Source organism: Streptomyces sp. NPDC046379, from assembly GCF_055587785.1.
In genome coordinates this window covers 283048-306082 of the sequence record NZ_JBVJFP010000004.1, presented here as the reverse complement: position 1 = coordinate 306082, position 23035 = coordinate 283048, and the positions used below count along the sequence as shown (strand labels likewise).

The 23035-nt window shown below is 75.0% G+C and carries 20 protein-coding genes; 11 read left to right on the top strand and 9 right to left on the bottom strand.

The genetic code is table 11. From position 1 onward, the window contains the following. Position 1 precedes the first annotated feature (1 nt). Positions 2-1159 (bottom strand): methyltransferase, encoded by a 1158-nt coding sequence (locus ACZ6KF_RS10435; protein WP_469238149.1) that lies wholly within the window; start codon positions 1157-1159, stop codon positions 2-4. A gap of 206 nt (positions 1160-1365) precedes the next feature. Between ACZ6KF_RS10435 and ACZ6KF_RS10430 the strand changes: the two genes are divergently transcribed. Next, the gene (locus ACZ6KF_RS10430; protein ID WP_356630211.1) at positions 1366-2610 is read left to right on the top strand and encodes an ROK family protein; all 1245 of its coding nucleotides are present in this window, start codon (positions 1366-1368) and stop codon (positions 2608-2610) included. A 127-nt stretch (positions 2611-2737) separates the two neighbouring features. Then, a complete protein-coding gene (locus ACZ6KF_RS10425; RefSeq protein WP_356630209.1) occupies positions 2738-3019 on the top strand; it encodes an SHOCT domain-containing protein in 282 nt (93 codons plus the stop codon). Between the two features lie 22 nt (positions 3020-3041). Here ACZ6KF_RS10425 and ACZ6KF_RS10420 read toward each other — a convergent pair whose 3' ends face one another. Together ACZ6KF_RS10420 and ACZ6KF_RS10415 are read right to left on the bottom strand one after the other, a co-directional pair. Beyond that, positions 3042-3584: an ATP-binding protein gene (locus ACZ6KF_RS10420; protein ID WP_356630207.1), complete on the bottom strand. Its 543-nt coding sequence runs from the start codon at positions 3582-3584 to the stop codon at positions 3042-3044. Positions 3585-3793: 209 nt separating this feature from the next. After that, positions 3794-4117, bottom strand: coding sequence for a hypothetical protein (locus ACZ6KF_RS10415; protein WP_469238061.1), 324 nt, complete (start codon positions 4115-4117; stop codon positions 3794-3796). Positions 4118-4413: 296 nt separating this feature from the next. Here ACZ6KF_RS10415 and cds1 point away from each other — a divergent pair, with 296 nt between their 5' ends. Beyond that, on the top strand, positions 4414-5553 hold the full coding sequence (cds1, locus tag ACZ6KF_RS10410) for an L-cysteine desulfhydrase Cds1 (protein WP_356630203.1): 1140 nt from the start codon (positions 4414-4416) through the stop codon (positions 5551-5553). Between the two features lie 21 nt (positions 5554-5574). Here cds1 and ACZ6KF_RS10405 read toward each other — a convergent pair whose 3' ends face one another. Further along, on the bottom strand, positions 5575-6426 hold the full coding sequence (locus tag ACZ6KF_RS10405; RefSeq protein ID WP_469159398.1) for a DeoR/GlpR family DNA-binding transcription regulator: 852 nt from the start codon (positions 6424-6426) through the stop codon (positions 5575-5577). A gap of 309 nt (positions 6427-6735) precedes the next feature. Here ACZ6KF_RS10405 and ACZ6KF_RS10400 point away from each other — a divergent pair, with 309 nt between their 5' ends. Next, positions 6736-9072 (top strand): hypothetical protein, encoded by a 2337-nt coding sequence (locus tag ACZ6KF_RS10400; protein ID WP_469159397.1) that lies wholly within the window; start codon positions 6736-6738, stop codon positions 9070-9072. A gap of 13 nt (positions 9073-9085) precedes the next feature. On the opposite strand, the gene ACZ6KF_RS10395 is transcribed toward ACZ6KF_RS10400, so the two are convergent. The 4 genes from ACZ6KF_RS10395 to ACZ6KF_RS10380 form a co-directional block, all read right to left on the bottom strand. Continuing rightward, complete coding sequence (locus ACZ6KF_RS10395; protein ID WP_356630199.1) at positions 9086-11530, bottom strand: right-handed parallel beta-helix repeat-containing protein; 2445 nt, start codon at positions 11528-11530, stop codon at positions 9086-9088. A gap of 154 nt (positions 11531-11684) precedes the next feature. Further along, complete coding sequence (locus ACZ6KF_RS10390; protein ID WP_469238059.1) at positions 11685-12287, bottom strand: Rv1733c family protein; 603 nt, start codon at positions 12285-12287, stop codon at positions 11685-11687. A gap of 106 nt (positions 12288-12393) precedes the next feature. Further along, a complete protein-coding gene (locus ACZ6KF_RS10385; protein WP_356630195.1) occupies positions 12394-13215 on the bottom strand; it encodes an MOSC domain-containing protein in 822 nt (273 codons plus the stop codon). 46 nt (positions 13216-13261) lie between these two features. Next, complete coding sequence (locus ACZ6KF_RS10380) at positions 13262-13690, bottom strand: DUF6643 family protein (RefSeq protein ID WP_356630193.1); 429 nt, start codon at positions 13688-13690, stop codon at positions 13262-13264. A 226-nt stretch (positions 13691-13916) separates the two neighbouring features. Between ACZ6KF_RS10380 and ACZ6KF_RS10375 the strand changes: the two genes are divergently transcribed. After that, positions 13917-15206 carry a TerD family protein gene (locus ACZ6KF_RS10375; RefSeq protein WP_356630415.1) on the top strand — a complete coding sequence of 430 codons (1290 nt, stop codon included), beginning with the start codon at positions 13917-13919 and terminating at the stop codon, positions 15204-15206. 23 nt (positions 15207-15229) lie between these two features. Here ACZ6KF_RS10375 and ACZ6KF_RS10370 read toward each other — a convergent pair whose 3' ends face one another. Further along, entirely contained in the window at positions 15230-16405 is a 1176-nt protein-coding gene (locus ACZ6KF_RS10370) for a glycosyltransferase (RefSeq protein ID WP_469159395.1), read from the bottom strand. Between the two features lie 57 nt (positions 16406-16462). Here ACZ6KF_RS10370 and ACZ6KF_RS10365 point away from each other — a divergent pair, with 57 nt between their 5' ends. The 6 genes from ACZ6KF_RS10365 (at position 16463) to ACZ6KF_RS10340 (ending at position 22985) form a co-directional block, all read left to right on the top strand. Then, the gene (locus tag ACZ6KF_RS10365; RefSeq protein ID WP_356630189.1) at positions 16463-17248 is read left to right on the top strand and encodes a glutamate racemase; all 786 of its coding nucleotides are present in this window, start codon (positions 16463-16465) and stop codon (positions 17246-17248) included. An 83-nt stretch (positions 17249-17331) separates the two neighbouring features. Then, a complete protein-coding gene (locus ACZ6KF_RS10360) occupies positions 17332-17877 on the top strand; it encodes a hypothetical protein (protein WP_356630187.1) in 546 nt (181 codons plus the stop codon). Positions 17878-17954: 77 nt separating this feature from the next. Further along, a complete protein-coding gene (gene lnt, locus ACZ6KF_RS10355) occupies positions 17955-19568 on the top strand; it encodes an apolipoprotein N-acyltransferase (protein WP_469177906.1) in 1614 nt (537 codons plus the stop codon). A 45-nt stretch (positions 19569-19613) separates the two neighbouring features. Next, positions 19614-20096: an NUDIX hydrolase gene (locus tag ACZ6KF_RS10350; protein WP_356630183.1), complete on the top strand. Its 483-nt coding sequence runs from the start codon at positions 19614-19616 to the stop codon at positions 20094-20096. Positions 20097-20150: 54 nt separating this feature from the next. Next, a complete protein-coding gene (locus ACZ6KF_RS10345; RefSeq protein ID WP_356630181.1) occupies positions 20151-20951 on the top strand; it encodes a 3-hydroxybutyrate dehydrogenase in 801 nt (266 codons plus the stop codon). 87 nt (positions 20952-21038) lie between these two features. Further along, positions 21039-22985, top strand: a complete 1947-nt coding sequence (locus ACZ6KF_RS10340; RefSeq protein ID WP_469238057.1) for a helix-turn-helix domain-containing protein — start codon at positions 21039-21041, stop codon at positions 22983-22985. Positions 22986-23035: the final 50 nt, after the last annotated feature.

Here is a 23035-nt window from a genome sequence, read left to right as displayed (position 1 = left end):
GCTACCGCTTGACGGCCCTCAGCACCACGAACTTCGGATCGCTCGCCACCAGCCGGCAGTTGCCGAACAGCCGCCGCAGCTTGACGTGGTAGCCGAGATGCCGGTTGCCGACCACCCACAGTTCGCCCCCCGGCCGCAGCACCCGCCGCGCACCGGTGAACATCCGCCACGCCGTCGCGTCCGTCGTCGCCTGGTGGGAGTGGAACGGCGGGTTGTTCAGCACCAGGTCGACGCTGCCCGGCGCCACCCCGGCCAGTCCGTCCGCCACCCGGAACTCCGCGTGCCCGGGCACGCCGTTGGCCTTGCAGGTCGCCTCCGCAGACGCCACGGCCTGGAACGACTCGTCGACGAACAGCACCTCGGCCGCGGGGTCGGCCAGCGCCATCGCCGTCCCCACGACACCGTTGCCGCAGCCCAGGTCCACCACCCGCCGGGCGCCGCCCCCGTAGGGCAGGTGGGCCAGGAAGAACCGCGTGCCGATGTCCAGCCGGTCCGCGCAGAAGACGCCCGCGTGGTTGACGACCGTCCGCCCGGACGCCGGCCCGATGCCCTCCGGCAGGGCATACGCGTACGGCCACGGATTGGCGGGCCGCCGCAGCGCCGGGTCCGGCGTGCAGAGGATCAGCCGCGCCTTGCGCTCGGCGAGCGAGGTGCGGGTCGGGCCGAGGATGCTCTCGAAGAGGTCCAGCGTCGAGGTGTGGATCTCCTTCACCATGCCGGCGCCGACCACGACGGTGCCCTCGTGCACGCCGGGCGCCAGCCGCAGCAGCTGGTCCTCCAGCAGGGCCAGGCTCTTGGGCGTGCGCACCAGGAGCACGTCCACGCGGTCGGGCGGCGCGTCCTGCGTGGTGAGCAGGCTCACGGTCCCGGGGGCGACGCCGTGGCGGGCGAGGTTGGCGCGGGTCGCCTCCTGCGCGAGGTGGGAGTCGGTGATCTGTGTCAGCGCGGCCTCGCCGGCCGGCCGCGGTGCGCGCGCCGCCAGCGCCGTGACCAGGGCGCCCCAGCGGTCCCCGAGCACCACGACGGCCCCGGACAGTGGGACGTTCCCGGCCGCCAGGTGCCGGAGCAGATACTCGTCGGAGGCGTCCCAGGCGCGCAGGCGGTCGCGCGGGTCGGCGGGGAAGCGGGCGAGCTCCAGCTCACCCCAGGGCGTCGTCATACGGTCGTTCATCGTGCCGCCCAGGTTAGGCCCTGCCGCTCGCCCTCCCGTCCGCCTCGCGGCGCCCTGCGCACACGCCCGCCGCACCGGCGGGCACGGTCCGGCAGCGGCCCGCGGCCGGTGACCGGCGAACGGGCCCCGGGCCCGGGGGTGCTCGCGCCGCCGTGACGCCCGGCACACCGGCGGATCATGGGAGACTCGCCCTCATGAGCGGCAAGGCGGACCCCCGGCCGGCGGGGGAAGGGACCACCTCGAGGACGCGGCTGGACCGGGGGCGCGGCGCGCTCGGGCCCGCGTTGGAGCTCGTGCACACCGGGCGCGCGCCGACCCGCGCCGTGCTCACCGCCGAACTCGGCGTCACCCGTGCCACGGCCGGCGCGGTGGCCGCCGAACTGGAGGCGCTCGGTCTGATCCGGGTGGACGCCCGGCCCGGCGCGGCCGCCGGCTCCCAGGGCCGGCCCTCCCACCGGCTGATACTCGCCGAGGACGGCCCCGTCGCGCTCGCCGCGCAGATCCACGCCGACGGGTTCCGCGCGGCGCTGGTCGGCCTGGGCGGGCGGATCGTGGCGACCGCGCCCGGCTGCGAGACCGTCGACGCCGACCCGGCCAAGGTGCTCGGCTCCGTCGTCGAGGCGGGCGCGCGGCTGCTGCGGGAGACCGGGCGGCGCTGCGTGGGGGCCGGGCTCGCGGTGCCGTCGGCGGTCGCCGAACCGGAGGGGCTGGCGCTGAACCCGCTGCACCTGGCGTGGCCGCCGGGCGCGCCGGTGCGGGAGATCTTCGCCGAGTGCGTGCGCGCCGCCGGCATCGACGGGCCCGCCTTCGCCGCCAACGATGTCAACCTCGCCGCGCTCGCCGAACACCGGCACGGCGCGGGACGCGGCGCCCGCGACCTGCTGTGCGTGGCCACCGGGCACCGGGGCGTCGGCGGCGCGCTGGTCCTCGACGGGCGGCTGCACTCGGGCAGTTCGGGCCTCGCCCTGGAGGTGGGCCACCTCACCGTCAACTCCGAGGGCCGCCCCTGCCACTGCGGCAGCCGCGGCTGCCTCGACGTCGAGGCCGACCCGCTGGCCTTCCTCACCACCGCGGGCCGCGACCCGGGCCCCGAGGTGTCCCTGCTGCAGCAGTGCAACGACCTGATCCGCCACGAGTACGCGGACCCGGCCGTCCGGGCCGCCGCCGAGGCGCTGATCGACCGGCTGGGCCTGGGCCTCGCGGGCCTGGTCAACATCCTCAACCCGGACCGGATCATCCTCGGCGGACTGCACCGCACCCTGCTGGACGCCGACCCGGAACGGCTGCGCGCGGTCGTCGCCGACCGCAGCCTGTGGGGCCGCAGCGGCGGGGTGCCCATCCTGCCCTGCACGCTGGATCACAACAGCCTGGTCGGCGCGGCCGAACTGGCCTGGCAGCCGGTCCTGGACGACCCGCTGGGCGCGCTGTCCGCCGTCTGACGCGGCCCCGGTCGCCGTACTCCCCGCGCGGTACCCGCACAGCAGCCGGCCGTACGACGATGCGGGCCCCCTCGGCGCGGGAGTCTCGAAGCGTCAACCGGAAACAGCCGCTGGGAGATGGTTCGAGATGGAGACCCTCGCACAAGGCAACGGCGGACCCGGCCCGTGGATCCTGTTCCTCCCGCTGATCTGGGCGGCCGTCGTCGTCGGGGCCGTCGTCGTGCTGCGGCGCACCCTGTGGCGCGGACCGCGCGGGCCCTGGCAGGCGATGGGGGAGCAGCGCCCGTCGGGCGACTCGCCGCTCGCGGTGCTCGGCCGCCGCTTCGCCTCCGGGGAGATCGACGAGGAGGAGTACGGGCGCCGGCTGTCCGTCCTGGACGAGCGGTTCGGGTCCAAGGGCGGCGGATGACCGCCGCCCCCTCACCGCCCGGTCAGCCGGCGACGGCCGACCGGGCGGGAGCGTGCTCGGGGCTGCGGTCCTGGGCGGCGGGCGCCGGTGGACCCGCCTCCACGAGCCGGCGCACCGCCGGCTCCGCGGCCGTGCGGCGGACCCGGTGGACGGGCGTCCTCGCCGGCGGCGGGCTCGTCGGGAGCGTGAACCAGACGACCTTGCCCCTGTCGCCGTCGGGCCGCACGCCCCAGCTCTCGCTCATCTCGGCCACCATCGCGAGCCCGCGCCCGCAGGTGGCCAGGGGTTCCGCGTCCTCCACGACCGGGAGGCGGGGATCTCGGTCGCGCACCGAGACCGTGAGCCGGTCGAGCAGCAGCTCGATCTCCACGGTGCACGTCTTGTCGGGCTGGGCATGCCGGTGGACGTTGGTCAGCAACTCCGTCACACCGAGCGCCGCTCGGTCTATCAGTGGATCCAGGTGCCAGTAGCGCAACTGCGCAGATACGATTCTTCGGATCTGGCCGATCCGCGACGGCAGGGCCTGGAGCTCCACCGTGCAGTGCCTGCTTGGGTGACTGATCACGGCTGCGACTCCCCGACGTGAGGTCCGGAAGAACACGGAGTTCGGATCCAGCAGGAGCCTGCGTGGAGACGGCCGCCTGCTGTCGTGGCCGGCGGGCTGGTTCGCAGCGTTATCGCCGGTAAACCCAGAGTGACGTGTGTCCAGAGTGGCGCAAGGGGTTCGGGGCCGCAACTCGCGGACGACGTCCGGGCACGCGGCCCGCGTGGCGCTCAGTCACCGCGCCCGGCAGCCCTGCGCACCGCCTCGATGAACCGGCGCGCCGCGGGCGGCCCCGGCTCGCCGGGCGCCGGGTCCCGGTCGCCCAGCGTCAGCAGGTACCGCTTGCCGTCGAGGTCGGCCATCGCCCGGTCCTGCGGCGCGAACCACGGCCTGGAGGCCCGCACCGCCCGCACCGGCGCGCTGTCGATCTCGCTGCCGTAGCTGGTGAGCAACTCCAGCCTGCCGCCGCTGATCCGCACCTGCCCGGCCCGGGTGAGGGAACGCAGGCCCTTGCCTATGCGCACCCCCCTGGCCCTGAACTCCGGCTCCGCCATGCCCTCCTGCCCCCTCGCGCGTCGTTCCCTCCGGGCCGTGCCCCCTGACGCCGTGCAGTCTGCCCGCCACGGTGAGCGAACGCCAGAGGTCCGGCGCGCCGGTCACGGTCACCCGGAGCACTCGGCCGAATGCGCCCCCCGCCGGGTGTGATCCGCTTTCGGCCGTCCTACCCCCAGTCGCCCTTTGAGCCGCTCAAAGAAGCGTTTATGCAGGTGAGCGGCGTGCGCCGGGCACATATGATCGGTGTGCCGATCGCGTGACGCGCCGTCGGCGCCCCAGCGTAAGGAGCACCGCCGTGAGTTCGCGCACCCCGCACCCGACCGGCGCCGGAGCCGCCCTCGACACCCTCGACGTCGACCGCAGCGACCCCGCCCACCGCGGCTGGCTCAAAGAGGCGGTCCGCAAGGTGCAGGCCGACGCCAACCGCTCCGCCGACACCCACCTGCTCCGGTTCCCGCTGCCGGAGCACTGGGGCATCGACCTCTACCTCAAGGACGAGTCCACCCACCCCACGGGCAGCCTCAAGCACCGGCTCGCGCGCTCCCTGTTCCTCTACGCCCTGTGCAATGGCTGGATCCGGCCCGACCGCCCGGTGATCGAGGCGTCCAGCGGTTCGACGGCCGTCTCCGAGGCCTACTTCGCCAAGCTGATCGGCGTGCCGTTCGTCGCCGTGATGCCGCGCACGACGAGCGCCGAGAAGATCCGCCTGATCGAGTTCCACGGCGGCCGGTGCCACTTCGTGGACGACCCGCGCACCATGTACGAGGAGTCCGCCCGCCTCGCGGCGGAGACCGGCGGCCACTACATGGACCAGTTCACCTACGCTGAGCGGGCCACGGACTGGCGCGGAAACAACAACATCGCCGAATCCATCTTCCGCCAGCTGGAGTTGGAGCGGTTCCCGGAGCCCGCGTGGATCGTCGCCACGGCCGGCACCGGCGGCACCTCGGCGACCGTCGCGCGCTACGTCCACTACATGCAGCACGACACCCGCGTCTGCGTCGCCGACCCGGAGAACTCCTGCTTCTTCGAGGGCTGGACCACCGGCGATCCGGACGTCACCTGCGACTGCGGCTCGCGCATCGAGGGCATCGGCCGGCCGCGCATGGAGCCCAGCTTCGTGCCCGGCGCCGTCGACCGGATGATGAAGGTGCCCGACGCGGCGAGCGTCGCCGCGGTCCGCGCCCTGGAGCGGGCCATCGGCCGCAAGGCGGGCGGCTCCACGGGCACCGGGCTGTGGAGCGCGCTGAAGATCGTCAGTGAGATGGTGGCCGAGGGGCGCAACGGCAGTGTGGTCACCCTGCTGTGCGATCCGGGGGACCGCTACCTCGACAAGTACTACTCCGATGCCTGGCTGGCCGAGCAGGGCCTGGACGTCACCCCCTACGCGGCGGCGATCGACACGCTGCTGGCCACCGGGGTGTGGCCCGGCTGACGCGGCCCGGCGGACCGCGCGTCAGGCCTCCTCGGCCTCCTCGGCGCCGTCGGCCCCGGGCTCCTCCTCGCCCGCCACCACCAGGCGCCGCAGGTGCTCGGAGATCTCCGCCCGCGCCCCGGCCGACAGCCCGGCGTCCGTCACCAGCGTGTCCACCTGGTCCAGTGCCGCGAACGAACTCAGCCCCACCGTCCCCCACTTGGTGTGGTCGGCGACCACGACGACCCGCCGCGCCGACTGCACCAGCCGCCGGTTGGTCTCGGCCTCCGCGAGGTTGGGCGTGGACAGGCCGGCCTGCGGCGATATCCCGTGCACCCCGAGGAACAGCACGTCGAAGTGGAGCATCGCGATCGCCTGGTCGGCCACCGGCCCCACCAGCGAGTCGGACGGCGTGCGCACCCCGCCGGTCAGCACCACCGTGGCCGTGCCCTGCCGCTGCCCCGAGGAGCGCTGGGCGGCGTGGAAGACGTCCGCCACCCGCACCGAGTTGGTCACCACGGTGAGGTCGGGCACGTCGACCAGCCGGTGCGCCAGCGCGTAGGTCGTCGTACCGCCCGACAGCGCGATCGCCGAACCCGGCGCGACCAGCTCGGCCGCCGCCCTGGCGATGTCCTCCTTGGCGGTCGGCTCCAGGCCCGACTTGGCCTCGAAGCCCGGTTCATGGGTACTGGCCTCGAGCACCGGCACCGCGCCGCCGTGCACCTTCTCCAGCACTCCCTGGCGGGCCAGCGCGTCGAGGTCGCGGCGGATCGTCATGTCCGACACGCCGAGCTTGCGCGTCAGTTCGTTGACGCGGACGCCGCCCCGGCGGCGCACCTCGTCCAGGATCAGGGCGCGCCGCTGCTCCGCGAGGAGGTTCTGATTCTCGCTCACGTAACGCTCCGGTCCTTTCCTCGACCCGTCCGGCAGACCCGTGAACCCGCTGCGACGAGGACGTTCTCCCCGGTCCGGCGGTATGGGCGTCCCATCCTCGCACGGCACGCGCGGGGCCGCGCCACCGCCTGCCCCGTCGCGTACATGACAAGAACGTGTCCGCATCGTTGCCGGTGCGTCACACGGAACGGGGAGATTCCGTGACGAGGGGTGTGCATCATGGGCGCAGCCGGGATCCTGGTGACCGCGCGGTCCGCGCGGTCCGTTGCGGGACACTCAGCCGACGGTGCGTCACGGGGGAAGCGACAAGTGGACGTTGTACGGGAACGTGCCGCGGACGACGGGGCGTGCGGCCCCGTCGAGCGGCCGGAGGACACCGGAGCCGCCCTGGAACTGCTGGTGCACGGGGTGGGCGGCGCCACACCGGAGCACATGCTGGACGACCCGCGCACGGTGCGGGTCTCCGGCGACGACACGGCGGCCGTCTTCCGCCGCGCCGACGACGTCGAGGCGGACGGCACCGAGGGCGCCCGCCGCGACGGGCGGCCGGTGCCGGAGGCGTACGTCTGGTGCAACCTCACCTCGGGCAACGGCGCACGCGCCCTTTGGCTGCTGCTCCTGCCGTTCATGGTCGTCAACCTCGCCCACTGGATGCGCCCCTCGGCCAAGGGCCGGCAGGGGACGGTACGGCTCTACGGCGCCCTGGTGCGGCTCGTGGGACTGAGCCTGACCGTGCTGCTGGTCGCGACGGCCTGCGTGGTCGCGATGGACCTGACGGCCTGGCAGTGCGCGGGCACGCGCGCGTGCGCCGAGGCGCACACCTGGCTGCGCTTCGCGTCGCCCACCGCGTCGGGCGGCGGCTGGTGGAGCCCGCCCGGCCGCAGACTCGCCCTCGCCGCCGCCGTCCCCACCGCCCTGGTGGCCCTGCTGTGGTACCTCTCCCGGCGGACCTGGCGCACCTACGAGTCCGAGCAGCCGGTCGCCCGCGCCGAGGCCGACGACACCAGCCCCACGGCGCTCGGCCGCCCCGGCTTCTGGTTCGGCCGCAGGCTGGTGGCCCGGCTGCGCGGCGCGCACACGGCGGCCGGCCTGCTGACGGTGGCCGCGGCCCTCACCCTCCCCGCCGCCGCCCACGACCGCGACCCCGGCGGCCCCGCCGCCCTGGAAACGCTCGGCATCCTCCTGCAGGCGGCGCTGACCGCCTGCGCGATCACCGTGGTCGCGGTCGTCTGCGGACGCGGACGCAGCGAACGGCGCCTCGACCGCGGGGACGACCCCGCCGTCGTCCGCCGGCTGCCCGCCGCCGCGCTCCTGCTGCTCGCCCTCGCGCTGCCGTACGCCGGCTGGGACCGCCCGGAATGGCGCTCGGCCGACGGACTGCCCGGCGACGCGGCCTTCGGCGGCATCGCCCTCGTCCAGGGCCTGCTGGTGATCGTCCTCGCGGTGATCGCCCACCTGCTGTACCGCACCGGCCGGCTCCCCGGCGACCGCACCGCCATGCGGGGACTGGCCGGCCCCGCCGTCGCCCTGCTGGCCTGCGCCCTCGGCGGAGTGATGACCGGGGGCCTGTCCCAGCGCGTCGCCGACTGGCTGGACGGCACCGGCGACGGACTGCCCGGCGCCCCGGTCCTGCTGACCTGGCAGGCGTCCGTGATCCCGCCCCTGCTGGCCGTCCTGCTGCTCCTCACCGCCTGGCAGGCATGGCGCACCCGCGCGCTCGCCCGCGCCGAGCGCGCCGCCGTCGAGGCCGAGTACGCCGAGGAGGCCAGGAACCCCGAGCGCACCCGCGTCATTGCCCGCGTCCGCGCCATGGCCACGCTCACCGACCGCGGCCCCCTGTTCGTCGCCGTCGTCTGCGCGGTGACGCCGGCCCTGGGCGCCGCCGCGCTCATCGGCGGCATGACCTCGGGGGAGACCCCGAGCCAGGCCGCCCGGGGCGCCCATCCGCTGGTGCACGGCGCGGCCGAGACCGCCCAGGCGCTCGGCTCCTGGTTCATCGGGATCGGCTTCCTGATCTTCGTCACCCTGGGCCGGCGCGCCTACCAGGACGCCTCCGCCCGGCGCACCATCGGCATCCTGTGGGACGTCGGCACCTTCTGGCCGCGCGCCGCCCACCCCTTCGCACCGCCCTGCTACGCCGAGCGCGCGGTGCCCGACCTGACCTGGCGGGTCGCCACCTGGACCCGCGCCACGGGCGGACGGCTGGTCATCTCCGGCCACTCCCAGGGCAGCGTCCTCGCCGCCGCAACGGCCTGGCAGCTGCCTCACGCCGTCCGCAAGCGGGTCGCCCTGCTGACGTACGGCTCCCCGCTGGAGCGGCTGTACGGCCGCTGGTTCCCCGCCCACTTCGGGCCCGAGTCGCTCGCCGCCCTGCACGACGAGGTCGACTGCTGGCGCAACCTGTACCGGCTGACCGACCCCATCGGCGGCCCCGTACGGGTGCCGGAGAACGGCGGCCCGCGCGTCGACTGCGAGCCGCTGAAGGACCCCCTCGCCCACGGCCGCACCGACCTGCACCCGCTGCCCGCGCCGATCCTCGGGCACTCCGACTACCAGGCCGACCCGGTGTTCGCCCACGAACGCGACCGGCTGCTGGACCGGCTGAGCCCGCCCGAGGTGCCCGCCCAGCGGCCGACGGGGTCCTGAACGGACGCCGCCCTCACGGCAGTTCCGGCACGTCCTCCGGGTACAGCAGGGTCAGGTCGTCCGTGCTCGTCTCGTCGAGCTGGGCGACCCGGCTCGCATGGCGCTCCACCATCGCCTCGAAGGTCTGCCGGGCGGTGCGGCCGTTGCCGAACGCGGGGCCCTTCGGGATCGCGGTGAAGTACTTCGTCAGCGCCTCGGCGGTCCCGGGGGCCAGCCGGTACTCGTGCTCCTCGGCCTGCTGCTCCACGATCCGCAGCAGCTCGCCGGGCCCGTAGTCGCCGAAGGTGATGGTGCGTGAGAAGCGTGAGGCCACGCCCGGATTGACGGACAGGAACCGCTCCATCTCGGCGGTGTACCCGGCCACGATCACCACGACCGCGTCCCGGTGGTCCTCCATCAGCTTCACCAGCGTGTCGATGGCCTCCTTGCCGAAGTCGCGGCCCGCGTCCTCGGGCGACAGGGCGTACGCCTCGTCGATGAACAGCACGCCGCCGCGGGCCCGCTGGAAGGCCTCCTGGGTGCGGATCGCGGTGGAGCCGATGTGCTCGCCGACCAGGTCCACCCGGGACACCTCGACCAGGTGGCCCTTCTCCAGCACGCCGAGCGAGGCCAGGATCTCGCCGTACAGCCGCGCCACGGTGGTCTTGCCCGTGCCGGGGGAGCCGGTGAAGACCAGATGCCGCTTGACCGACGCCGCCTTCAGGCCCGCCTGCTGCCGGCGCCGCCCCACCTCGATCATGTCGGTCAGGGCGCGCACCTCGCGCTTGACGCTCTCCAGCCCGACCAGCGCGTCGAGTTCGCCGAGGACCTCCTTCGAGGAGCGGACCGGCCGCTCGGAGCCTGCCGCGGCGATGAGCGGCTCCTGCTCGGTGGACCGCTGCCCGGGAATCGCGCCGAGCAGCCCCGGCGTCGCCCCCGGCGCCGACGTCTCCACGGCCGTCTCACGCGCCGCCGGCGGCCGAACGCCGGCACTCTCGTCGCTGCTGCAGTCCTCGACCACCGGACCACTGCCCGGCCCGGCGTCGGGACCGGCGTCCGCGAACTCGTAGCCGCCGCGCGCACAGCGCTCCGTACGGCACTTGCGCAGCGTCGTGCGGCAGCCGTCGATCACGTGGAAGCCGTAGCCGCCGCTGCCGCGCACCCGGCAGCCGGCGAACGTGCCCCGGCCGCCCGCGGACACGTAGAAGCCGGCCTCGGCGGGGGAGTCGACCGTGCAGCGCTCGATCGTGGGGTCGGCGCCCTTGGTGACGATGACGCCGGTCTGCACGCCGTCCAGCGTGCAGTTGGCCAGCGTGCCGCCGCTGCCGTGGTCGCGGAACCACGCCCCGGTCGCCGCCTCCCGGATGCGGCAGTCGTCGAGCTGCGCGGTCGCGCCGTCGCTCACCGACACCGCCGTGTTGCGCACCTGCGACAGATCGCTGTCGACCACGTCCGCGCGCGAACCGCGGTCGAGCACGAACAGCGCGTCCGGCACGTCGTGCACCCGGCAGGAGTCCAGCACCGCCGTCGCCCCGTCGCTGACCCACACGGCCGGGTAGTCGCCGGTGCTGTCGAAGATCTCGCACTGGTTGGCGTCCACGCGGGTGCCCGGGTCCCACACCGACAGGCCGTTGCGCCCGAACTGCCGCACGCTGGTGCGGGTCAGCGTCAGCACCGCGCGGGAGCGCAGGTCGACCGCGTTCTCCGGGATGTCGTGGATACGGCAGTCCGCGAGCGTGAGCACGGCGTCCGTGTCGAGGGTGACGCCGTCGGACGTGGTGCGGTGCACATCGCAGTCGGCGAGGTGCGCGGTGGCCCGGGCGGTGATCTGCACGCCGCTTCCCCGCACCTCGTAGACCTCGCAGCCCACGGCCTCCAGCGCGGAGTTCTCACCGGTCGCGGTCAGCCCCGAGCCCGCGGCGTGGTGCACCCGGCAGCGCTCCAGCCGCGGATGGCCGCCGCCGCGCACCGCGACTCCCGCCTGCCCGGCCGCGACGACCTCGCACTCCTCGAACACCCCGCCCCCGCCGTCGACCACGGCGATCCCGATGCCCGCCGGGTTGTCGACGGTGCACCGCCGCACGGTCGGCCGCGCCCCGCCCCGGACCTCTATCCCGGTCGCGGACCGGGTGACGACGCGGACGTCGCTCAGCTCCGGCGCGCCCTCCTCGATCAGCAGCGCGGGCGCGGCGGCGTCCTGGCCCTCCACGAGCAGGTCCTGGACGATCGCGGAGGCGCGCACGGTCAGCGGCACCCCGTCGGCGGGCGCGATCCGCACCGAGCCGGGCGAGCCCTCCGGGCCGCGCAGCGTCACCGCGCGCTGGACGACGAGGTTCTCCCGGTAGGTGCCGGGGGCGACGGTGAGCACGTCGCCGTCGGCCGCGGCCTCCAGGGCGGCGGCGAGCGATGCGTACTCACCCGTGCGGCGCCGCCACCGCGACGTGCCGGTGTGCGTCACCTGGACCGTGCCCTGTGCCATGGCGTTGCTGTGCCCCCACCTCGTGGTACGTGGCTCGTTCGCCCTCGGGTGCGTCCCTCGGGCGCCCTCGCGCGCGGGTCGATGCCGACGTCGGGTTCGGCCGGTCCACCGTAGCGTGCGCGCGGACCACGGGTTGACCGCGGCCGAAAGGCGGTCAGCTGCCGGTGCCGGTCCTGCCCCAGTCCGGGCCCACCCGCTCCCAGGCCCGGTCCCAACAGGCGTATCTGCGGCGGACCAAGTGCCAGACCACCAGCCGTCTGGCGCCCTCCGCCAGGGCGGCCGTCAGCAGCGTCACGCCGAACCCGGCGAGCACCGCGTGCGTCGTGGCCATCGCCGGGTCCAGCGGGCGGGCGACGAGGTGGCCCCGCCCGTCCGTCCATGTGGTGAAGCGGTCGCCCGGCCGGGGCGCGGCGAGCCTCGTGAGCACCTCGCCGCTGCGCACCGAGCCGTCCGGCGCGGTCCAGCGGGCCAGCACCCGGGTACGGGTGTCGCGCACGAACGCCTCCGGGTCCACGGGCGGCGCGGAGCGCTCCACCGGTCGTACGACGGTCGCGGTCACCAGGTGGCGGGAGCGGTGCTGCTCGCGGACGGACTCCTGGAGGGACTCCTGGGCGAGGGCGCCCGCCAGGGCGCCGGCGACCGGGGCGCCGACGAGGATCAGCAGCAGGGCGGCCAGCGCCGTCCAGGCCTCCGCCAAGTCCGTTCGGCGGCACAGCGGATTGCGCCGCCACCGCCGGATTCCGCCGATCGCCCGCACGCCGGCCCCCCTTCCCTCCGCTTCCCGCCCTCTCCCACCCGACTCACGCGGTGCGACGGTTCAACGCGCGGACGAGGGCGGGGGGTTCCCGGGGAGGCCGGTGCGGCTAGCCGAGGACGCGGACCGGGTCGCCGACGCGGATGGTGCCGCGGGACTCGGGCACCAGGTTCTGGCCGAAGACCACCTTGCCGCCGATGCGGCGGTGTCTGCCGAGCGTGTGCAGCGGCTCCCGGCCGCGCTCGGCGCTGCCCTGGTCGGTGGTGGTCACGACGCAGCGCGCGCACATCTTGGGGACCCGGAAGGAGACGTCGCCGATCGCGATGCGCCGCCAGCCGTCCTCCGCCCAGGGTTCGGCGCCCGCGACGACCACGTTGGGCCGGAAGCGGTTCATCGGCAGCGGGCCCTCGTGGGCGTGTTCCCCCTCGGCGATGAGCGCGTTGAGCGCGTCGAGGGAGGCGGTGGAGGTGACGAGGAGGGGGTAACCGTCGGCGAAGCTCACCGTCTCGCCGGGCAGCGCGTAGTCCGGGTCGACCGGCCGGCGCGTGGCCGGATCGTCCATGTGCACCAGACGGGCGCCGACGCCGAGGAACGTGCTGCACCAGTCGTGCGCGGCGCGGTCGGCCAGGACCCCCTCCACCTTGTCCCGGAAGATCTCCAGCGTGACCGTGCCGACCGGCTCCGGGACGGCCACCGTCAAGGGCTCCATGCCGGGCGCGGACAGCAGGACGCCGCCGGGCACGAGCTCGGCGGCGGCCAGCGCGAGGCGCGCTTGCTGGCGCTGGGTGATGACCTTTCCCCCGTCGTCGATCAGCACCCAGCGCCGGTCCCCGGCCAGACCCCAGGGCTCCACGACGGCCTCCGCGGGCGCCAGAGCCCTCAGTGCCTTGACCGGATGGACGTGAATCGACTGCAGCTGCGCGTTCCCCATGAGGCAATCGTGCCAGGCGGCGCCGACAACGCCTCGTCGGGGCCGCTCAGTAGCCGCGGTACTGCTGGTTGTTGTACGGGTCCTGGTACTGGGGCTGCTGGGGGCGCGGGGCCGCCGGACGCATCGCCTCGTACCCGGCGGGGGCCGCGGGGCGCGGGGGCTGGGGCTGGGGCCCGGGGTATCCGCGCGGGGCGGCGGCCTGCTGCGGGATGTACGCGGTGGGCGCCTGGTGCAGCGGGGCGGGCTGCGGCTGCTGCGGGTAGCCGTAGGAGGGCTGGACCGGGGCCGCGGGCAGGGCGGGCAGCGCCGACGGGAGAGCGGGCAGGTGGCTGCTCGGGGCGTCGTACGCGGCGGGGACCCGGATCGGGGCGATCTGCGGGGTGCCCCGCTCGGCCACGAGCGAGTCGTAGATCGGGGTGTCCGGGAAGGAGGCGGAGTAATAGCCGCCGCCATAGGTGGAGCGGGGGGAGGTCATGCCCATAAGTTAAGCCCACGATGTGCTGGTTGGGGAGACCGATAAGAAGGTTGTTTTCCGTGTCGGCGGTGACGTGGGCTCCCCAATGCGAGCGAACTCGGGAAAAAGGGGCGGCGAGCGGCCGCTCGATCGTGTAAAGCCTCAGTTCCCGGGGGGTTACCGGCGGTTGGCCAGTTGTCTTGGGGCCCTTGCGACGGGCCCGGCATGAAGGGGGACGAACATGTCGATGCCGAAGGGATCGAACGTTCCGGTGCCGACGGCGGCGCTGCGCGTCGAGGTGGGCTGGGAGACCGGTCCCGGCGTCCCCGACGTCGACGCCTCGGCGCTGGCCCTGGCCGGCGGAAAGGTCCGCTCCGACGCGGACTTCGTCTTCTACAACCAGCCGGCGCACGCCTCGGGCGCCGTCCGGCACGAGGGCAGGCGCGACCTCGGCGCACGCGTCACCGACACCCTCCTCGTCGACCTCGCGCGTGTGGAGCCCGCCGTCGAGACCGTGGTGGTCGCCGCCTCGGCGGACGGGGGCCCGTTCGGCCGGGTGCCCGGCCTCTGCATCGAGGTCCGGGACGCCGCCCGGGACACGGTGGTGGCGCGGTTCGACAGCACCGGGGCGAGCGTCGAGACGGCCTTCGTGCTGGGGGAGTTCTACCGGCGGCAGGGCGCGTGGAAGTTCCGCGCGGTGGGGCAGGGGTACAGCAGCGGGCTCGAAGGGCTGGCCACGGACTTCGGCATCACGGTGGACGAGCCGCAGCACGGGCCGGCCCCGACGGCCGCGGCGACTCCGGCCCAGGCCCAGCCCCCGGCTCCGGTGGCGCGCACGGCCGCCGCGCCGTCCGCCCCCGCCCCGCCCGCCACCGCGCCCTCCGCTCCCGCCGCCCCGGTCCGGCTGACCAAGGTCACGCTCACCAAGACCGCGCCCTCCGTCTCCCTCGCCAAACAGGGCGGCACCTCCGGCGCGCTGCACGTGAACCTCAACTGGCAGACGCGCAAGCAGTTCTCCGGCTGGACCGGCAAACTCGGCCGTGCCGTCGCCCAGCACACGGACCTCGACCTCGACCTGTGCGCCCTGTACGAGCTGGCCGACGGCAGCAAGGGGGTGGTCCAGGCCCTCGGCAACGCCTACGGCTCCCTGCACCGGCCGCCGTACATCCACCTCGACGGCGACGACCGCACCGGCGCCGTGGCGAGCGGCGAGAACCTCACCGTCAACCTCGACCACAAGGACGCCTTCCGGCGCATCCTCGTCTTCGTCACCATCTACGAGGGCGCCCGCTCCTTCGCCGACCTGCACGCCACGGTCACCCTGCGCCCCCAGCACGGCGCCCCGATCGACTTCTCCCTGGACGAGTGCACCGTGCCCTCACCGGTGTGCGCCCTCGCGCTGATCACCCGTACCGGCACGGACCTGGTCGTCCGGCGCGAGGCCCGCTACCTGGTGCCCGAGCGGGGCGTCAGCCCGCAGCGGACCGTCGACCACGCCTACGGCTGGGGCATGAACTGGACACCGGGCCGCAAGTGATCGGGCCCCACGCCGCCCGGCGCTCACCCCTCGTCCGGAACGGCGCCGGGACGGGCGTAGGTGCGGCCCTTCCAGGCGGCGCCGCGCCCGCGGTGGTGCTGCACCGCCGAGTCGACCGTCATCAGCAGGTACAGCAGCGCCGTGAACGGCAGCAGGGGAGCGAGCCACGGCGGCTGCCCGTAGTAGTGGAGCATCGGGACGTACGTCCCCGTCATCACGAGCCAGGCCGCCCCGCCGAGCGCCGCGGCGGCCGCGTCGCCACCGGCGAGACCCGCGGCCAGGGCGGCGGGCGGCGCCAGGTAGACGAGGACGAGCCCGGCGACCGTGCCGAGCAGCAGCAGCGGGTTGTGCCGGAGCTGGGCGTAGGCGCTGCGGGAGACCATGCGCCACAGGTCGCGCAGGCGCGGATAGGGGCGGACGCTGTCCACGCGGTCGGCGAGCCCCAGCCACAGCCGCCCGCCGGCCGCGCGGACGGCCCGCGCGAGCGCCACGTCGTCGATGACGGCGCCCCGGACGGCGTCGGGGATCCGCGCGCGGACGGCCGTCTCCGTGCGCAGCAGCACGCACCCGCCCGCGGCGGCGGCCGTGCGCGCCCCCTCCCGGCCGATGCGGCGGAACGGGTACAGCTGCGCGAAGAAGTAGACGAACGCCGGGACGACCAGCCGCTCCCACAGGGTGTCGACCCGCAGCCGGGCCATCTGCGACACGATGGCGAAGCCGCCGGTGCGGGCCGCCGCCACCAGCGTCCGCAGGCTGTCCGGCGCGTGCGCGATGTCGGCGTCCGTCAGCAGCAGGTACTCGGGCTCCCGCGCGCGGGCGATGCCGATGCCGTGCCGCACGGCCCACAGCTTGCCCGTCCAGCCCGCCGGCGGCTCGCCGGGACGGGCCACGGTCAGCGGCAGCCCGCCGTGCCGCAGCGACAGCTCGCGGGCGACGTCGCCGGTGCCGTCCGTGCTGCCGTCGTCGACGAGCACGACCTCGGCCCGGCCGGGGTAGTCCTGCGCCAGCAGCGACGGCAGGCTCGACGGCAGCACCGCCGCCTCGTCGCGCGCCGGCACGACGACGCAGACGTACGGCCACGCGTCCGGATCCCGGCGCGGCGGCAGCCGCACGTCGGTGCGCCAGAAGAAGCCCTGGCCGAGCAGCAGCCACAGCCAGGCGAGGAGGGAAGCGGCGGCGGTCCACACGATGGCGCTCACCCGCGCAGTGTGCCCCACCCGGCGGGCCGGGAAGGGCCCATCGTCTATCGTGGCCGGGTGAAGATCGCGCTCATGGACTCCGGAATCGGCCTGCTGGCGGCCACCGCCGCGGTACGGCGCCTGCGGCCCGACGCCGATCTCGTGCTCTCCCTCGACCCGGACGGAATGCCGTGGGGACCGCGCACCCCCGAGGACCTCACCCGGCGCGCCCTGGCCGTCGCCGAGGCCGCCGCCGCGCACCGTCCCGACGCCCTCGTCGTCGGCTGCAACACCGCCACCGTGCACGCGCTGGCCGCCCTGCGCGCCCGCCTGGAGCCCGCGCTGCCGGTCGTCGGCACCGTGCCCGCGATCAAGCCGGCCGCGGCCGGCGGCGGCCCCGTCGCCATCTGGGCCACCCCCGCCACCACCGGCAGCCCTTACCAGCGCGGGCTCATCGAGGAGTTCGCCGACGGCGTCGCCGTCACCGAGGTGCCCTGCTGGGGACTGGCCGAGGCGGTCGAACGCGCGGACGAGTCGGCCATCGCCGCCGCGATCGCCGCCGCGGCCGAACTGACCCCCGACGGGACCACCACCGTCGTCCTCGGCTGCACCCACTACGAGCTGGTCGCCGAACGCATCCGCGCGGCCGTGCACCAGCCCGGCGCTGCTCCGCTCGTCCTGCACGGCTCGGCCGGCGCCGTGGCCGCCCAGACCCTGCGCCGCCTCGGCGTCCGCCCCGCGCCCGAGGCCGGGCCGCCCGGCGCGGTGACGGTGCTGCTGAGCGGGCGCGAGGGCCCGCTGCCCGCCGCCGCCCTCACCTACGAGGAGGGCAGGCTGCTCGCCACGGCCAGCCCCGCCCACTGAACCGGCCACGCACGGACCACCGGCCCGCCGGTCACGCTGCGCGACGGCCTCCCCGCGCAGCGAAAGCTGAGTAACCTCGAAACATGAGGGACCACCCCCGCGACGCGCACACCCCGCACCCCGACGTCTGGACCGGACGCGCCACCAACCGGGTCCAGTGGCTGCTGGCGCCGATCGGCTGCGCCTGTCTCGCGCTCGGCATCGAACTGGCCGTGGACTCCCCCTGGACCGACGGCGTCGTTCCGCTCGTCATGTCCGTCGTCGGCTGCATCGCGGCCGGACTGCTCGTGCTGTTCGGCACCCTCGCCTTCGTGCACGTCGCGCTGCGGGTCGACCAGGAGTGCCTGGAGGTGCGCTGCGGCCACATGGGCGTGCCGCGTCGCCGCATCCCCCTCTCGCACGTCGTCGGCGCCGAGTTCGTCGAGCACGTCACCCCCCGCCACTGGGGCGGCTGGGGGTACCGCTGGCGGCCCGAGAAGGGCACCGCGGTCGTCGTCCGGCGTGGCGAGGGGCTGCGGCTGCGGCTGGGGGACGGCCACACGTTCACCGTCACCGTCGACGACGCGGAGGCGGCCGTACGCGTGATCAGGGACCGGCTGCGGCCGACCACCCCCGGCACGGCCCACTGAGATCCCACCGACCGGCGAGCGGTTTTCCGCTCCGCCCGCGCTGTGGGCCGTCCGGCCCGCCGCCGTACACTCCGGGAGTGACCGTCACCGCAACCTCCGTGGCCGCGTCGGACGACGTGGGCCCCGCCGCGGCGCCCGCCTCGCGCGCCGCGCGGCTGCTGCGCCGCCTGCTTCCGGCCGCCGTCGCGGCGCTCTGCGGAGTGCTGCTCTACGTCAGCTTCCCGCCCCGCACCCTGTGGTGGCTGGCCCTGCCGGCCTTCGCCGGATTCGCCTGGGTGCTGCGCGGCCGGAGCCGCAGGGCGGCCCTCGGTCTCGGTTACCTCTTCGGCCTCGGGTTCCTGCTGCCGCTGCTGGTGTGGACCGGCGTGGAGGTGGGGCCGGGGCCCTGGCTCGCCCTGGTCGCGATCGAGGCGCTCTTCGTCGCGCTCGTCGGCGTCGGCGTCGCCGCCGTGTCGAAGCTGCCGGGAGCGCCCGTGTGGGCCGCCGCGGTGTGGATCGCCGGCGAGGCGGTACGCGCGCGCGTGCCCTTCCACGGCTTCCCCTGGGGCAAGATCGCCTTCGGCCAGGCGGACGGCGTCTTCCTGCCGCTCGCCGCGGCCGGTGGAACGCCGCTGCTCGGCTTCGCGGTCGTCCTGTGCGGCTTCGGCCTCCACGACGTCGTCCGTCTCGTCCTTCGGCGCCGCCGCACCGGCACGGTCCGGCGGGCCGCCGCGGTCACGGCGCTGCTCGCCGTCGTCCTGCCGGTGGCCGGCGCCGCGGCCGCCCTTCCGCTGGTCGGCGACGAGGCCGAGGACGGCACGGCGACCGTCGCCGTCGTCCAGGGCAACGTCCCGCGCGCGGGCCTCGACTTCAACGCCCAGCGCCGCGCGGTCCTGGATCACCACGCCCGGGAGACGGAACGGCTGGCCGCCGAGGTGAAGGCGGGCAGGATGCCACGGCCCGACTTCGTGCTGTGGCCCGAGAACTCCTCCGACATCGACCCCTTCACCAACGACGACGCCCACGACGTCATCGACCGCGCAGCCAAGGCCGTCGGCGCGCCGATCTCCGTCGGCGGCGTCGTCGAGCGCGAGGGCAGGCTCCTCAACGAGCAGATCCTCTGGGACCCGGAAAAGGGCCCGGTCGACACCTACGACAAGCGGCAGATCCAGCCCTTCGGCGAGTACCTGCCGCTGCGCCCCCTGCTGGACGCGATCAACGACGACTGGACCGGCATGGTCCGCCAGGACTTCAGCCGCGGCGCCGAACCGGGCGTGTTCTCCCTCGGCGGCACCCGGGTCGGCCTGGTCACCTGCTACGAGGCGGCCTTCGACTGGACCGTGCGGGACACCGTCACCAGCGGCGCCCAGCTGATCTCGGTGCCCAGCAACAACGCGACCTTCGGCCGCAGCGAGATGACCTACCAGCAGCTCGCCATGTCCCGCATCCGCGCGGTCGAGCACAGCCGCACCGTCACCGTGCCGGTCACCAGCGGGGTGAGCGCGATCATCCTGCCGGACGGCACGATCAGCCGGCGGACCGGCATGTTCGTCGCCGACTCCCTGGTCCAGGAGGTGCCGCTGCGCTCCTTCGAGACCCCGGCCACCCGGCTCGGCATCCTGCCGGAGATCGCCCTGGTCCTCGTCGCCGGCGGCGGCCTCGGGTGGGCGGTGGCCGCCGGAGTGCGCGCCCGGCGCGCGGGGGACGCGTAGCCGTACGCGCGCGGGCGGACGGTGGCGGCCCGTTAGGGTCGCCGCATGGCTACTCCTGACTTCATCCGCACCCTGCGGGCCTCCGCCGGACACCAGCTGCTGTGGCTGCCCGGGGTGACCGCCCTCGTCCTCGACGACACGGGCAAGGTGCTGTTGAACCGCCGCACCGACAACGGCAGGTGGTCGCTGCTCGGCGGCATCCCCGAGCCGGGGGAGCAGCCGGCCGCGTGCGCCGTGCGGGAGGTCTACGAGGAGACGGCCGTGCGCTGCGTGCCCGAGCGGGTCGTGCTGGTCCAGGCCCTCCGGCCCGTCACCTACGAGAACGGCGACGTCTGCCAGTACATGGACATCACCTTCCGCTGCCGGGCCGTCGGTGGCGAGGCGCGGGTCAACGACGACGAGTCGCTTGAGGTCGCCTGGTTCGACGTCGACGCCCTGCCCGAGCTGGGCGAGTTCGCGACGCTGCGGATCAAGCAGGCGCTGTCGGACGACGCCCCCACATGGTTCGACACCACGAGCCTCGAATGAAGTGTGGGGGCTGACCACATGGGTCGTCCGGGGCACGCTGCCTAGGGTCGAGACATGACCGAGCCCCGTGCCCTCCCGGGCCCCCACGCCTCCCCGCTCGACCTCGGCGGCCGCACGGCCCTCGTCACCGGCGCCGCCGGCGGCATCGGAAGCGCCTGCGTGCTGCGCCTCGCGTCCGCCGGGGCCAAGGTCAGAGCGGTCGACCGGGACGCCGAGGGCCTGGAGCGGCTCACCGAGCGGTCGGCGGGCCTGCCCGGCAGCGTCGAACCGCACGTCCTCGACCTGACCGACCTGGACGCCGCCGAGGCCGCCGCCGCGGGCGCCGACGTCCTGGTCAACAACGCCGGGCTGCAGCTGGTCCGCCCGATCGAGGAGTTCCCGCCCGACGTCTTCCGCACGGTCCTCACCGTGATGCTGGAGGCGCCGTTCCGCCTCATCCGCGGCGCCCTGCCGCACATGTACGGGCAGGGCTGGGGCCGCATCGTGAACATCTCCTCCGTGCACGGCCTGCGCGCCTCGGCCTACAAGTCGGCGTACGTCGCCGCCAAGCACGGCCTGGAGGGCCTGTCCAAGACCGCGGCCCTGGAGGGCGCCCCCCACGGCGTCACCTCGAACTGCGTCAACCCCGGCTATGTGCGCACGCCCCTGGTGGAGAAGCAGCTCGCCGACCAGGCCCGGGCGCACGGCATTCCCGAGGAGCGGGTGCTGACCGAGGTGCTGCTGCAGGACAGCGCCCTGAAGCGGCTCATCGAACCGGAGGAGGTCGCCGCCGCCGTGGCCTACCTGTGCGGCCCGCAGGCTTCCTTCATGACCGGCGCCTCGCTCGTCCTGGACGGTGGCTGGACCGCACACTAGTGCGACCACAGGCGGCCGTGTGCCGGGTGCGCCCCGAGTTCTCCACAGGGCTGACGGGCCGGCCGTGCGATGAGGAATCCTGTGAGCATGTCCCGCGATCACGCGCAGTCCACCGAGCGCCCCGGCGAGGGCCCGCCGGCGCCCCCGGGCGCCGCGGAGACCCCGTTCCTGGAACTGCTGGCCCGCGGCGCGTCCGCCGACGCCTATGAGCAGCCGGTGCTGCTGGCCCGCGCCGAGGGCCGCCCGCCCGAGTGGATCGCCGCGCTCGAACACGCCAAGCCGCTCGCCCTGCGGGTCCGCTCGGAGCTGGAGGGACGCCGCCGCCGGGAGGCCGAACTGTCGGCGCTCTTCGAGACCGCCCACGACCTCGCGGGACTGCGCGACCTGGACGCCGTGCTGCGGGCGATCGTGCAGCGCGCCCGCTCCCTGCTCGGCACGGACGTCGCCTACCTCAGCCTCAACGATCCCGCGCGGGGGGACACCTACATGCGGGTGACCGAGGGCTCGGTCGCCGCCCGCTTCCAGCAGCTGAGGCTCGGCATGGGCGAGGGCCTCGGCGGCCTCGTCGCCCAGACGGCCCGCCCGTATGTGACCGACGACTACTTCAAGGACGACCGCTTCCAGCACACCACCGCCATCGACGCCGGCGTGCGGGACGAGGGCCTGGTCGCCATCCTCGGCGTGCCCCTCACGCTCGGCGACCACGTGATCGGCGTGCTCTTCGCCGCCGACCGGCGGGCGCGCGTGTTCGAGCGCGAGCAGATCGCGCTGCTCGGCTCCTTCGCCGCACTGGCCGCCGCCGCCATCGACACCGCCAACCTCCTCACCGAGACCCGTTCGGCCCTGGCCGACCTGGAGCGCGCCCACGAGATCATCCAGGACCGCAGCGCCGTGATCGAACGAGCCTCGGACGTCCACGACCGGCTCGCCGCGCTGGTGCTGCGCGGCGGCGGGGTGCACGAGGTGACCGCGGCCGTCTCCGAGGTCCTCGACGGCACGGTCGAGTTCACCGACGCCACCACCGCCCCCGCCCGGGCCCTGGAGGCCTTCCGCACCGAGAACCACGCCGTGCGGCACGGGGACGACTGGTACGCCGCCGTCACCGCCGGCGGCGAGCTGCTCGGCGCGCTGGTGCTGCGCGGCCACCCCGCCCTCGACCCCGTCGACCAGCGCACCCTGGAGCGCGCCGCGATGGTCACCTCCCTGCTGATGCTCGCCCGCCGCTCCGCAGCCGAGGCCGAACAGCGCGTCCGCGGCGAGCTGCTCGACGACCTCCTCGACGCCCGCGACCGAGACCCCCGCCTGCTGCGCGAACGCGCCTCTCGGCTGGACGCCGACCTCGACGCCGCCCACGTCGTGCTCGCCGCCCGCCTCGACGGCGTCACCGCCGACGCAGATGTGGAGGCGGACGCCCGCCGCCGCCTGTGGTCCGCCGCCTCCCACCTCGCCGCGACCCGCCACGGACTCGCCGCCGCCCGCGACGGCGGAACCGTCCTGCTGCTGCCCCTGGAACCGGGCGACACCGCCACCGGCCTGGCCCGCCGCACCGCCCGCCACCTCGGCACCGCCGTGCACGACGCGGTCACCGTCGGCGCCTCCGCCCCGGTCGAGAGCCTGCGCGACGACCGGGACGCCGTGCCCACCGCCTACCGCGAGGCCCGCCGCTGCCTGGACGCCCTGCGCCTGCTCGGCCGCACCGGGGACGGCGCCGCCGCCGAGGACTTCGGCTTCCTCGGTCTCCTCCTCGCCGCGGACCGGGACGTCGAGGGCTTCGTCGACCGCACCATCGGCCAGGTGGTGGCCTACGACGAACGCCGCGGCACCGACCTGGTGCGCACCATGGACGCCTACTTCGCGTGCGGCATGAGCCCCGCCCGCACCAAGGACGCGCTGCACGTGCACGTCAACACGGTCGCCCAGCGCCTGGAGCGGATCGCCCGCCTCCTCGGCGAGGACTGGCAGAGCCCGGCCCGCGCCCTGGAGATACAGCTCGCCCTGCGCCTGCACCGCCTGGCGGCCCCCGAACACCGCTGACCCCCGCACGCCGGAGGCGCACGGGGGCCGGCGGTCCGGGAACGGACCCG

Excerpts from the sequence above, each read along its gene's own strand:
- ACZ6KF_RS10435 (WP_469238149.1), bottom strand. The coding sequence starts at position 1,159 with ATGACGACGCCCTGGGGTGAGCTGGAGCTCGCCCGCTTCCCCGCCGAC.
- ACZ6KF_RS10430 (WP_356630211.1), top strand. The coding sequence starts at position 1,366 with ATGAGCGGCAAGGCGGACCCCCGGCCGGCGGGGGAAGGGACCACCTCG.
- ACZ6KF_RS10425 (WP_356630209.1), top strand. The coding sequence starts at position 2,738 with ATGGAGACCCTCGCACAAGGCAACGGCGGACCCGGCCCGTGGATCCTG.
- ACZ6KF_RS10415 (WP_469238061.1), bottom strand. The coding sequence starts at position 4,117 with ATGGCGGAGCCGGAGTTCAGGGCCAGGGGGGTGCGCATAGGCAAGGGC.
- ACZ6KF_RS10395 (WP_356630199.1), bottom strand. The coding sequence starts at position 11,530 with ATGGCACAGGGCACGGTCCAGGTGACGCACACCGGCACGTCGCGGTGG.
- ACZ6KF_RS10385 (WP_356630195.1), bottom strand. The coding sequence starts at position 13,215 with ATGGGGAACGCGCAGCTGCAGTCGATTCACGTCCATCCGGTCAAGGCA.
- ACZ6KF_RS10380 (WP_356630193.1), bottom strand. The coding sequence starts at position 13,690 with ATGACCTCCCCCCGCTCCACCTATGGCGGCGGCTATTACTCCGCCTCC.
- ACZ6KF_RS10375 (WP_356630415.1), top strand. The coding sequence starts at position 13,917 with ATGCCGAAGGGATCGAACGTTCCGGTGCCGACGGCGGCGCTGCGCGTC.
- ACZ6KF_RS10360 (WP_356630187.1), top strand. The coding sequence starts at position 17,332 with ATGAGGGACCACCCCCGCGACGCGCACACCCCGCACCCCGACGTCTGG.
- ACZ6KF_RS10350 (WP_356630183.1), top strand. The coding sequence starts at position 19,614 with ATGGCTACTCCTGACTTCATCCGCACCCTGCGGGCCTCCGCCGGACAC.
- ACZ6KF_RS10345 (WP_356630181.1), top strand. The coding sequence starts at position 20,151 with ATGACCGAGCCCCGTGCCCTCCCGGGCCCCCACGCCTCCCCGCTCGAC.
- ACZ6KF_RS10340 (WP_469238057.1), top strand. The coding sequence starts at position 21,039 with ATGTCCCGCGATCACGCGCAGTCCACCGAGCGCCCCGGCGAGGGCCCG.